The following is a 12,055-nucleotide window of genomic DNA, read 5'->3' on the forward strand; positions in this document are numbered from 1 at the left end:
GGGGAAAAGATTCATCGGATAGAAGGTTCATCTAAATGCCAATCGAGTTGATGGCAGATTGAACATCTTCTTTCAGTTCGTAAAACTGGAGTCTCTGTTCAATTTTTTCTATTAAGGCGTCAATGGCTTGACCTGACATATGCGTATGGATGCGCTGTTGTTGTTTATACACTTTGACTAGAAGTTCATCAATTAGATCTAAAATTTTTTCCGCTTCTTGACGGTCTTCTGCAAATTCATTTTGAAGCTGATGCCGGATGGCTCTGATAAGTGCTGTTTTCTGTTCTTCTTTGATCTTTGCTTTCAAAGCCGCCAGCTCTGCTGGTGTCATGTCTTCTGTATGAAAGTTTGTCTGAGAGAAGACGGAGCTTGTTGTATGCGTATCTGTCATTCTTTGCAAAAAACGATCTGCATCTGTTGGTTGTTTCTTTGAAAATTCCATTTGTCGTTCTCCTTAAGAAATACCCATGTTCTTTGCCAGGGTCGTATCTGCATCGTGGTATTGTTTTCCTAGCTCGCTCATATCATCTGATATTGAGTCCAGCCATCTTTTTAAATTCATAGCGTTATCAATCGCTGTCTCATACTTTTTGACCGAATAGAACTCATTCTCAAGACCCTCTGTTTTTAAGTGGCGAATCACAGCATCCACATCTGAAGCCGTCAGCTGATCATATGAACCAAAGCCAACAATTTGTTTATACCTTGAGCGTACCCGTTCCACAGATTGATCCACTTTGTCATCGAGTTTCTCGATTTTGCGAATGATTTGCTGCATATGGTGATCGGCATATGTCGAGAATTTACGCCCTGTGTTCATGAGCACGTGGGACTTAATTAAAATCGCCACCACACTATGAGGATCAACATTTGATTGACTCAACTGCTGTAACATGGCCGTGGTAAGTGATGGATTTTTTCTCAACATATCATCAATGGTTTGAACGGAGCCGTCTGGCGAAAAGGCATAACGATCTAAGCCATGGCTGCCAGCGAGGGCTTCAAGAAATAAATTCGCATCTAGTGAAGGATTGACACTCATTGCCCGATTGAGGAGGTCTTTCATGAATTGGACGGCTTTTGAGGAGTCCTCGGAGTAATCGACGCCTTCGGGGAGAGCGGCATCATACATCACTTTCACTCGACCGATTTCTGTCGTATGCCGATTTAAAAGAGAAAGCCCGTCATTGAGATTGATATATTCTGTTAATCTGCTGCGGTAATCGCCTTTTAATGCTCTAGCCTGTAGACCATCCGATAGATTTGGATAAATATTTGGATTCTCAAATGTGACCCCGCCTTGAATAAAGTCGTTTTTGACAAGAACATAGGAAGCATTTGACCCGCCGAGTGAATGACCTGTCACATACATTTTGGCATTCGGCATTTTCTTATGTATTTCTTTCGCATATCGATCCGCTTGAACCATTTGATTCTCTGCACCATGCTCAAATGGAATATTTTTAATTAGATACTTAGTATCCGAAATCATCCAATCTTGAACAATTTCATTTGTATAGGCGGTTGTGCCTGTTGTCAACTTAGTCGTCACTTCCTGTGAACCCTTCGATCGACTAAAAGGAGGCAGCTTCGTCAAAATGGTAGAAAGAAGATCATCTGACTCTTTTTTTCCATGTTTTTTAATGGTATCTTTATATTGCCCTGCACCAATCGGTTCTGAGCCACGGTAGGCGATGACGGCGTTTTTGATTTTGGTGAGGTCTTTGCCTTTGTTTGAGTTACGATAATCTTCTCTCGAGACAAGGGTTAGTGCATTAAGGCCTTTTTTGGTTTCTATATGGTCGACGACATACATGGTTTTACCGCTTTTTAAGCGTATATCTTTTTTATGGGTATAATTGGTAATATCATAAGACTCTGACGATATATCATTATAATCTTTATCGCTAAGTTGATTAATTGAGCTTTTTGTGGTCAATTTTTACACTCCTGTAATATTTATCATATATATTATAGAAAGATATAAATATCTATAATAAGTGTAGTATTTAAGTAATCTCTAAAGAAGAATATTATAACTTTTAAGAGGTGGAAGATATTTCATATGAGAAATAAAATTTCGATTATAATTATTGTCTTGATAATTATTACTATCATTTCAGTTACACTGATTCTTTTAAATGGTAAGCAATCTCAAACAAATGAATCTGGAGGAAAGGTTATCGTGGAAGAAAAAGAGAAAAATGAACAACAGAAGGCAGAAGAGTTCGCAGAGGAAATGAAGCCGAATATAGAAAAGCGTTTACGTAAAATGGATATTCATAATTTTATCGAAACCATATCTTTTAAAAAGGGAGTAACCATTAATCCAATGGGATATATAAGAATTAGAGGATACGTGAATGGTGAACCAGAAAGATTTGAGTTCTCTGCATCATTAGAATATAGATCTAAAGAGGTGGGTTCTATGAGCATTTCATCTGATTTATCAGACCGTTTCGAGAACTGGGATGATTTTGATCCGCAAGTGAAAGAAGATTTTTTGAATAGTCTCTCTAAAAAGGAACGTGAACAGTATCTAAAGGACATTGGAGAAAAAGAGTAATAACAAGCAAGTAATTTCCGAATAACCCTGAATAGTTGAAACAGGCATATGCTATCATTCACCTAACAACACTTTCAATTAAGGGAGAGATTTCAGCTATGGCAAATACAAAGAAATTGATCTTAGATGTAGATACTGGAATCGATGATGCGATTGGAATTTTGCTGGCAGTGAAAAGTGAGCAGTTTGATATTTTGGGGATTACAACGGTATGCGGGAATGTGTCTGTCGATGCGGCTACATTGAATACGTGTAAAGTGCTTGAACTGGTTGAGGCAGATAACATTCCTGTCATCAAAGGTTCAGCAACCCCTCTTTTAAGAGCGCCTCATTATGAACATCGGGTACACGGAGAGGATGGAATTGGCGGTGCTTTAAAAGATGCCCGGCCAAAGAAAACAGCAGATGCTGGTTTTGCGCCTGATTTTATCATAGAACAAGTGCTGCAGTATTCGAAGCAGGCCACGCTTGTGTTGACAGGACCTTTAACGAATTTGGCCCTTGCGGTGAAAAAATGCCCTGAGCTGATTCATCATGTAAAAGAAGTCATTTTTATGGGTGGTGTCGTGAAGGATCAAGGAAACGTCACACCAGTTGCGGAATTCAATACATATGCAGACCCAGAAGCAGCGAAATTGGTGCTGGATGCTGGGTTCCCTTTATTGACTCAAGTGGGGTTAGATGTCACGAGACAGGTCTTGTTAACAGATGAGAGAATCGATGCCATTCAAAATGAAACGTTGGCAGCTTATATCAAAGAGAGTACAAGCATTTACCGACAGCGCTATTTTGAGCGAAATGGTGTGTGGGCGTGTGCCATGCATGATCCGCTTGCTGTAAGTCTTGCCATTAACAAGGAGCTTGTAAGCACACAGGCTTTTCATGTAGAAGTGGAGACGAAGAGTGAGTTTTGTGACGGCCAAATGATCTGTGATTTTCAGCACCAATGGGGGAAAGAGAGCAATGTCCAAGTGTGTACAGATGTAGATGCTGAAGCTTTTTTTGATTTATTGATCAAAACGATGAATTCATAAAAAAGAAGTCTGTGCAAACAGGCTTCTTTTTTATAAGATGGGAACATGAGGAAATGTATGCGCTCACATGAATAAGGGAGGAGTGAAGTCAATTGGCTTCTGTCAGTTTAAGTAGTATTGAAAAAATACGAGCAGCAAGCAGAGGGTTGCCGCCAAAACTGAAAGGAATTGCAGAACATATTACGAGTGAACCCGGCGACATTATTCATTTGTCTATTGTCGAGCTTGCCAAAAAGACAGCGAGTTCAGAGGCGACGATTTTTCGTCTTTGTAAAAGGCTTGGATTTGAGGGCTTTCAAGATTTGAAGATTGCAATTGCCCAGGAAATAGATCAAACAAAGCCTGATTATGTAGATGAAGAAATGAGTCTTGATGATGATACAGCCGTTTTTATGCAAAAGGTTTTTCAGGCGAATATATCCGCATTAAAGGATAGCTTTCAATTGTTGAATCCAGAGGATGTAGAAAAAGCGATAAAAATCATTCATGAAGCAAAGCGCTTAGAGTTTTATGGGAGTGGCGGGTCCGGCCTCATTGCAACAGACGCTTTTCATAAATTTATGAGGACAGGCATCAACTGTATTGTTCACACCGATTCTCATTTTCAAGCGATGTCTGCTGGTCTTCTCGACCAGCACAGTACAGTGATCGGTATATCTCATTCTGGCCGTAATAAAGATTTACTCGATGCGATGAAAACAGCAAAGGAAAAAGGAGCGAAAACCATCGGTATTACAAGCTATCAGCGCTCTCCATTGAGCCAGCTTGCCGATGTCACGCTGTATACTTCGACGCAAGAAACGGCTTTTCGAACAGAAGCGATGTCTGCAAGGCTTGCTCAGCTCACTGTCATTGACGTACTATACTTTGCACTTGCTCACTTAAGACAGCAGGAAACTTTAACAAATTTAAAACAAATGAGAGAAACCATTTCACAAAAAAGGGTGTAATGGTTTCAAAAATAAATTTTTCTATTAGTGAAAAATGCCGTTGTGGTAACGATTTTGAGCTTTTAAGTGAAAATAATTTTCTTTTCAGTCGTTGAATGTCGAAAAAATTATTCCTATAATGGGAGTTAACAGGTATATCAAAACAATAAAATATGATTTCAAATCAATGATTGGGCGTGATACAGATGAAGGGAAACCAGGCGGTAATTGGTTTGGATATTGGAACAACAAGTACAAAGGCGGTTCTGTTTGGACCACAGGGAAAAGTGATAGCAAAGCATTCAGTTCCTTATGATCTCATTCAGCCCCAGCCAGCATGGGTTGAACAGGACCCTGAACATATATTAGAAGCCGTCATTGCAAGTGTCAGAGGTGCGTTGACGAAAGCAGCAGTTGATGCAAAACATCTCATAGGCGTCGGGATTAGTACAGCGATGCATTCCTTGATTGTGATGGATAAGGATGGCAAGTCGTTAACGAACAGTATCATTTGGGCAGATAACAGAAGTGCAGAGCAAGCGAAGCGAATTACTTCGGACATGGACGGCTTCCAAGTGTATAAAAGAACCGGCACACCGATCCATCCAATGTCACCGCTTTCAAAAATACGGTGGATCAAGGAAATGGCACCTGATGTCTTCAAGAAGGCAGCGAAATTCATTTCCATCAAAGAATATATTCTTTATCATTTCTTCGGTCAGTATGTCGTCGATTATTCAATCGCTTCAGCAACGGGACTGTTCCGTTTGGAAACGCTTCAATGGGATGAGCAGGCGCTTCTCATTGCTGGAATTGATGCCAGTCAATTGTCTGAACTTGTTCCCACGACGCATCAGCTGAGAGGGCTTCAGCCAGAGATCGCCCTGCGAATGGGGATTGCAGAAGATACACCATTTGTGGTTGGTGCGAATGATGGGGTTCTAGCGAATTTAGGTGTGGGAGCGATTGGAAAAGGTGAGGTGGCTGTCACGATTGGGACAAGCGGTGCAGTCCGTACGGTCGTGGACAAACCAATAACAGATGAACAATCAAGAACGTTCTGCTATGCGCTGACTGATAAGCATTGGGTGGTTGGAGGACCGACGAATAATGGCGGGATCATGCTGAGATGGCTGAAGGATGAATTCGGTTCCTCGGAGGTGGAGGTAGCAAAGCGCCTTGGAGTGGATCCTTACGACCTTATGATTGATATTGCGAAAAAAGTTCCAGCCGGCTCAGAGGGATTGCTGTTTCTGCCATTTTTAACAGGTGAGCGTGCACCTTATTGGAATCCAAATGCGAGAGGCACTTTCTTTGGGATCGGTCTTCAGCATAAGCGCGAGCATTTTATAAGAGCTGTGTTAGAAGGCGTCATCATGAGTGTTTTCTCAATCGGTGTTGCCTTAAGGGATTTAACCGGTTCAGCAAAGGATGTCAGGGCGTCGGGCGGATTTGCGCGATCTCCGCTGTGGCGGCAAATTTTAGCGGATACGATGGGCAGGGAAGTACTTGTTCCAGAAAGTTACGAGGCATCAGCACTTGGTGCGGCTGTCCTCGCACTTCATAGTTTAGGTTATATGGAAGAGATAGAAGAGGTTCAAGATTGGATTCGAATCTCTGCCCGTCATGAACCAAATATGAAGAACAATGAAACATACATAGAACTGTTTTACTTATATGAGCGTCTCTATGACAAACTGAAGGATGAATTTGATGTCATTAGTGCGCTTCAATTAAAACAAAATCATTAAACATCAGGGAAAAGGTGGGAGAGCATGCTTTTATTCATCGTGATTGCGGCAATTGTCCTTTTACTCATCCTCATAACAGTTGCTAAGTTGAATCCGTTTGTGAGTTTAATTATTACCTCTATGTTAGTCGGCTTTGCCACAGGGATGGATTTACAGGAAATCATTCAATCTATTAAAACGGGATTAGGCAATACGTTATCATTGCTGGCCATAGTTCTAGCGCTTGGAACCATGCTTGGGAAAATGATGGCTGAATCAGGTGGAGCTGAGCGGATTGCTCACACATTAATCGGCCGGTTTGGGACGAAAAATGTGCATTGGGCGATGATGTTTGTTGCCTTTATTGTAGGAATACCTGTCTTTTTCCAGGTCGGATTCGTTCTTCTCATTCCTTTATTGTTTACGATTGCGATTGAAACGGGCATCTCGCTCGTGACAATTGGGATTTCGCTCATTGCTGGCTTGTCTGTCGTTCATGGTCTTGTGCCGCCTCATCCAGCTGCCATGGCAGCTGTCGGCATCTATCATGCCAACGTGGGGAAAACCATTTTCTTTTCCATTATTGTCGGTTTACCGACAGCTATTATTGCTGGGCCGCTGTATGGAAAGTGGATTGGAAAGCGGATTCATAAACCAGTTCCGGAGCTGCTGAGAAAGCAATTTACTGAACGCAATGAAGATCGAAAACTTCCCGGCTTTGCAAATACGATGTTTACGATTTTGGTGCCAGTGATTCTAATGCTTCTTGCCACACTGGCGGATATTATTTTACCAGAGGACAATATTTGGTATCAGGTATTTAAGTACATTGGAGATCCAATTACAGCTCTGCTGATTGCAACGGTGTATTCTTTCTTCAGTCTTGGTTTTGTGCAAGGGATGAGCCGTGATCGGGTGCTTTCCTTTAGTAATGAGTGTTTAGGACCGATTGCTTCCATTCTGCTTGTCATTGGAGCAGGCGGGGCTTTCAATAATGTGCTCATCGATTCGGGTGTTGGTGATTATATTGCAGATTTAGCCAAACACTCGCCGATCTCGCCAATTTTGCTTAGCTGGCTGATTGCTGCGGTTATTCGTGTGGCAACAGGATCTGCTACGGTCTCCATGATGACCGCAGCTGGTATTGTCGCACCGATTGCTGCATCTATGCCGGATGTGAGCAGAGAGCTTCTAGTTTTAGCAACAGGAGCGGGTTCGTTGATTTTGTCTCATGTCAATGACTCTGGTTTTTGGCTGATCAAAGAGTATTTTGGTATGACCATTAAAGAAACGTTTTTGACATGGACGGCTATGGAGACGATCATTTCCGTTAGTGCCATTGCATTTATCATGATCATTAATATGTTTATATAGCGAAACACAACAGCCTGGTTCTGCGGAATTGGGCTGTTTTTGCTTGTGGCAATACCACTTTTTTTAGATTGGGGTAAAATGAAGGTACTGAGAAGTGGGAGGCGGACACGATCGAACCATTAAAACATGTTTATCATGAATTATTTATCGAAGAATTAGCGGAGAAACTTGCACAAGCATCGACTGGATTTGATAGTGAAAAATTCCAGCGGCTTGTGTTTCAAAAGGATTGGCAGCAGCTTGAGTTAAAAGGAAGAATGAAAAGAGTCACTGAATCAATGCATGCCTGTCTGCCTAAGGATTATGAGCAGGCAATTGAGGTGCTGCGTCAGACAGCCCCGCATTTTTCAGGACTTAGTGCGCTTGTATTTCCAGACTACGTCGAAACATACGGCCTAGCACATTGGGATATCTCGATCAAGGCGCTCGAATTCTTTACGCCTTTTTCCACTTCTGAATTTGCCGTTCGGCCTTTTCTGATTCAGGATCAAGACAAAATGCTGGCGCACATGCTTGTATGGTCACAGAATCAAAATGAGCATATTAGGAGGCTTGCTAGTGAAGGATGCAGACCACGTTTGCCATGGGGATTAACTGTTCCTGCGCTTAAAAAGGATCCTTCGGTTACGCTGCCTATTTTAGAAAACTTGAAGTCGGACCCAGCGCGCTATGTGCAAAAAAGTGTAGCGAACCACTTAAATGACATTTCTGCGATTCAGGCTGATCTGATGAAGAAGACGGCTAAAAGCTGGTATGGAACGAATGAACATACGAACTGGATCATCAAACATGCTTCCCGTACCTTACTAAAAAAAGGCGATCCAGATATCATGGCTTTGTTTGGCTATGGGGATGATCCATCTGTTCAAGTAACGGATTTGAAGGTAGTGCAAAACCCTATTCGTATTGGAGAGAAAATGACCTTTCAATTTACACTTCAGGCTGCTAAGCCACTAAAGCTGCGTGTAGAGTATGCCATAGACTATGTCAAAGCTCGGGGTACCCGGAATCAAAAGGTATTTAAAATCACAGAGTTTGAAACAAGTTCAGCGTTACATAGAGAATTTATCAGGTCACAGTCCTTTCAAAATATGACGACGAGAAAGCACTATGAGGGAACCCATACTTTAACGATTATCATCAACGGCATTCCAAAAGCGTCGGTTGATTTTGAGGTAACAGAAGATAGCAGCTCATGAAAAAACCCGCCATTCCGGCGGGTTTTGGTGTTTAAGCCTTCTTTTTCATTAAGAATGAAGCGATGATGGCAGCGACTAAGAAACCGATGCTGATAATGGAGCTAGGCAGGTTTTCTTGTCTGAATAGGAATAAAACAAAGCTCAAACTGAGTACAAGACCTGCAAATAAAGTCAAATACGGAAACAGCCACACCTTGAAATACGGCTCCTGTGGATATTTTGGACGCAGCTTCAGATGTGCCATACAAATGCTGATCCAAATGAGTGAAACAGCAAAACCAGGAATAGCCAGCATATAGCTGAAAATTTGGTCTGGATATAAGTAAGCAAAAAATGTTCCGATCAGAAGAAATAAAACGGTGACCCATAAACTCAAAATGGGTACGCCTCTTTTGTTGACCTGTGCCAGTTTTTTCGGACCGCCATCTGATTTAGCCAGAGAATGAATCATCCTCGTCGTTCCATAAATTCCGGAATTCGCCGCAGATAGAACGGCTGTAATCAAGACGAAATTAATGAAGTGAGAGGCGCCCTGCATACCAGCAGCAGAGAAGACTTGGACAAAAGGACTGTTATTTGGGTCAATTTGATTCCAAGGAATGAGTCCGCAAATGATCAAAATCGGCAATGTGTAAAATAATATAATCCGCCACATCATACTTTTGACTACTCCAGGCAAGACCTTCTCCGCATCCTTTGTTTCAGTAATGGTCAGCCCGATCAATTCAGAGCCCCCATAAGAGAAAATAACCACTAAAAGTGATGCAAAGATCGCACCCCATCCGTTCGGGACGAAGTTTTGATAATTGGTAAGCGCTGGTGTGCTTTGTTCGTTTGGAATGATCCCAAATAATAATGCTGCACCGAGAATAATAAAGACAATAATAACGAAAATCTTCATTCCAGCGAACCAAAACTCAATTTCACCAAAGTATTTTACATTATTTAAGTTAATTCCGATGACTAACAGTGAGCAAAGTAAACATAGTGACCATAACGGCACGTTCGGCAGCCAGTATTGAAGCAGACTGCCAGCTGCAATAATCTCAATGACACATACAGTGAGCCACATAAAACAGTAAACCCAGCCGACGACAAATGAAAAACGTTGACCAAGCGCAATTTGTATAAGGTCGCGAAGATTATTTCCCGGATAGACAATGGCCATTTCGGCTAATGCTGCCATCACAATGAGGAGCAGCAATCCGGCAAATACATAGGAAAAGATGACCCCAGGACCCGCTAAACCGATTGTATCGGCACTTCCTTTAAAGATTCCTGTACCAATGACCCCGCCCATTGCAATCATGCGAATGTGACGCGGTGATAAAAGCTTTTTTAATTCTTGTTGCTCCTGATTCGCGCTCATGACGTTCTCCTTTTTTAAAAATGCTTATGTTCCATTTTCTTTTTTCAAGACGTCAGTGTCAATATAAAAAAAGAGATTTTTCAGACAAAATAGACGGTTGATTCTATCAATTTACCCACATATCTCCATAAAACACTTCCTTCATCCAAATCCAACATATGAAACCTCATGAAAAAATAAACATTTGCCTTCATTCTGACATAAACAATTTGCAGTTTTTGTCGATATATCATTTGTATTACTAAAGTCCTAATAAAGAATTGTTTATAACTGTAAAATATTTCAAAAGCATTAGAGTTGAAAGGAGTTATGAAAAATGTTTAAGAGAAAAGCAAATGATTCATCGGCTGGAACCCTTCTAAGTGAAAGCAGCCAATTAGTAGAAAGAATTGAAAAGGGAGACCTTTCAGCAAGATTAGATACTGCTGCATTCTCTTCTAGCCAAACGATAGAAGCAGTGGCACAAATTAATGAAGCTTTGCAAAAGATGCAGGATGCCAATGAAAATATTCAAATGCGGCTGGATTTAGTGACAAAAGCCATTCAAGTTGGCTTATGGGATATGGTCGTTATCGCTGGAGACCCGGTCAATCCAAAAAATGAATTCACATGGACGGATGAATTCCGCAGAATGCTCGGCTTTCAAAATGAGCATGATTTTCCGAATCTATTAGACAGCTGGGCATCTCGAATTCACCCGGATGAACAAGAATATACCCTAAATGCCTTCTCTGCGCATTTATTGGATCATTCTGGGCGTACGCCTTATGATATCGAATATCGCTTGAAGTTGAAAAACGGAGATTATCGCTGGTTCAAAGCAACTGGAACGACTGTTCGTGATCGAAATGGTGTCCCTCTTCGTGTGGCAGGAGCACTTTTTGATATTCATGATCAGAAATTGAAAGAAGAAGAGCTGCAAGCATTCGTCACAAGATATGACTTAATCAACCGTGCGCTTGTCGAAGCTCCTTGGGACATGGTGGTAGAGGCTGGCGATCCAGTCAATCCAAGTAACGAATTCTGGTGGTCTCCGCAGTTCAGAAAAACGCTTGGTTTTACTGACGAAAAAGATTTCCCGAACGTGTTAAGCAGCTGGAGCGATCGTCTGCATCCTGAGGATCAAGAAATGGCTCTCCAAGCTTTTGCAGATCATTTAAATGACCACTCTGGCCGCACACCATTCGACATTGATTACAGATTACAAAGTAAAAATGGTGAGTACCGCTGGTATCATGCAGGTGGTGAAACCATTCGTGATGAAAAAGGTGTGCCTCTTCGTGTGGCAGGAACCATTCGTGACATCACGTTAGAAAAAAACAAAGAGGAAACAGCGAATGAAATGGCGTCACAAGTAGAACAGCTTTCAAGTTCTATTAGCGAGATGGTATCGGGCATTAGCTCTGTGACAAATCAAGCACAGGAGCTTGCTGTTGCTCAAGAGCAGTCAACATCTGCCGCAAATCTAGCAAAAAATAGTGCTGATGAGACGAAAAATATTTCTGACTTAATCAAAGAAGTGGCGAACCAAACGAACCTGCTTGGTCTAAATGCTGCAATCGAAGCAGCTAGAGCTGGTGAACAGGGCCGCGGATTCTCTGTTGTTGCAGATGAAGTACGGAAGCTGGCGCTGCATAGTGCCAATGCAACGGAAAATATCGAATCCAGTTTAACGGAAATGAAAACACAAATTGATGAAATTCTTGATAATATCTCGAATATGACAGCTCTTACGCAAACTCAGGCTGCTTTAACAGAGCAAGTGAATGCTGCAGTCGATGAAGTGAATCACATGTCTCAGCGTCTTGTGGCATTTTCAAAGAGCATTTAATCGTCAAAAACCGCCCTCTCGTG

At 41.7% G+C, this 12,055-nt stretch carries 10 protein-coding genes; 7 read left to right on the plus strand and 3 right to left on the minus strand.

Annotated elements, in window-relative coordinates:
• Positions 1–31: 31 nt before the first annotated feature.
• Both NSS92_RS15030 and NSS92_RS15035 read right to left on the minus strand, forming a co-directional pair.
• Positions 32–442 (minus strand): hypothetical protein, encoded by a 411-nt coding sequence (locus NSS92_RS15030; RefSeq protein WP_340868930.1) that lies wholly within the window; start codon positions 440–442, stop codon positions 32–34.
• A 12-nt stretch (positions 443–454) separates the two neighbouring features.
• Positions 455–1,939, minus strand: a complete 1,485-nt coding sequence (locus NSS92_RS15035) for a lipase family protein (RefSeq protein ID WP_340868934.1) — start codon at positions 1,937–1,939, stop codon at positions 455–457.
• A gap of 126 nt (positions 1,940–2,065) precedes the next feature.
• Here NSS92_RS15035 and NSS92_RS15040 point away from each other — a divergent pair, with 126 nt between their 5' ends.
• The 6 genes from NSS92_RS15040 to NSS92_RS15065 all read left to right on the plus strand — a co-directional run bounded on the left by NSS92_RS15040 (position 2,066) and on the right by NSS92_RS15065 (position 8,832).
• On the plus strand, positions 2,066–2,566 hold the full coding sequence (locus NSS92_RS15040) for a DUF1433 domain-containing protein (protein WP_267586995.1): 501 nt from the start codon (positions 2,066–2,068) through the stop codon (positions 2,564–2,566).
• Positions 2,567–2,664: 98 nt separating this feature from the next.
• Complete coding sequence (locus NSS92_RS15045; RefSeq protein ID WP_340868937.1) at positions 2,665–3,600, plus strand: nucleoside hydrolase; 936 nt, start codon at positions 2,665–2,667, stop codon at positions 3,598–3,600.
• Between the two features lie 92 nt (positions 3,601–3,692).
• Positions 3,693–4,550: a MurR/RpiR family transcriptional regulator gene (locus NSS92_RS15050; protein ID WP_048237914.1), complete on the plus strand. Its 858-nt coding sequence runs from the start codon at positions 3,693–3,695 to the stop codon at positions 4,548–4,550.
• A 185-nt stretch (positions 4,551–4,735) separates the two neighbouring features.
• Complete coding sequence (gene gntK / locus NSS92_RS15055; RefSeq protein ID WP_340868942.1) at positions 4,736–6,280, plus strand: gluconokinase; 1,545 nt, start codon at positions 4,736–4,738, stop codon at positions 6,278–6,280.
• 24 nt (positions 6,281–6,304) lie between these two features.
• Positions 6,305–7,633, plus strand: coding sequence for a GntP family permease (locus NSS92_RS15060; RefSeq protein WP_024423953.1), 1,329 nt, complete (start codon positions 6,305–6,307; stop codon positions 7,631–7,633).
• Positions 7,634–7,743: 110 nt separating this feature from the next.
• The gene (locus NSS92_RS15065) at positions 7,744–8,832 is read left to right on the plus strand and encodes a hypothetical protein (protein ID WP_445661655.1); all 1,089 of its coding nucleotides are present in this window, start codon (positions 7,744–7,746) and stop codon (positions 8,830–8,832) included.
• 31 nt (positions 8,833–8,863) lie between these two features.
• On the opposite strand, the gene NSS92_RS15070 is transcribed toward NSS92_RS15065, so the two are convergent.
• Entirely contained in the window at positions 8,864–10,201 is a 1,338-nt protein-coding gene (locus NSS92_RS15070; RefSeq protein WP_041108467.1) for an amino acid permease, read from the minus strand.
• A 316-nt stretch (positions 10,202–10,517) separates the two neighbouring features.
• Here NSS92_RS15070 and NSS92_RS15075 point away from each other — a divergent pair, with 316 nt between their 5' ends.
• The gene (locus tag NSS92_RS15075; RefSeq protein WP_340868949.1) at positions 10,518–12,032 is read left to right on the plus strand and encodes a methyl-accepting chemotaxis protein; all 1,515 of its coding nucleotides are present in this window, start codon (positions 10,518–10,520) and stop codon (positions 12,030–12,032) included.
• Positions 12,033–12,055: the final 23 nt, after the last annotated feature.

Origin of the sequence: Bacillus sp. FSL M8-0166 (assembly GCF_038008825.1) — a bacterium.
GTDB classification, from domain to species: Bacteria; Bacillota; Bacilli; order Bacillales; family Bacillaceae; genus Bacillus; species Bacillus safensis.

Bases quoted from the DNA above. Each gene is read 5' to 3' on its own strand.
- NSS92_RS15030 (WP_340868930.1), bottom strand. From the start codon at position 442: ATGGAATTTTCAAAGAAACAACCAACAGATGCAGATCGTTTTTTGCAA.
- gntK (WP_340868942.1), top strand. From the start codon at position 4,736: ATGAAGGGAAACCAGGCGGTAATTGGTTTGGATATTGGAACAACAAGT.
- NSS92_RS15040 (WP_267586995.1), top strand. From the start codon at position 2,066: ATGAGAAATAAAATTTCGATTATAATTATTGTCTTGATAATTATTACT.
- NSS92_RS15075 (WP_340868949.1), top strand. From the start codon at position 10,518: ATGTTTAAGAGAAAAGCAAATGATTCATCGGCTGGAACCCTTCTAAGT.
- NSS92_RS15070 (WP_041108467.1), bottom strand. From the start codon at position 10,201: ATGAGCGCGAATCAGGAGCAACAAGAATTAAAAAAGCTTTTATCACCG.
- NSS92_RS15045 (WP_340868937.1), top strand. From the start codon at position 2,665: ATGGCAAATACAAAGAAATTGATCTTAGATGTAGATACTGGAATCGAT.
- NSS92_RS15060 (WP_024423953.1), top strand. From the start codon at position 6,305: ATGCTTTTATTCATCGTGATTGCGGCAATTGTCCTTTTACTCATCCTC.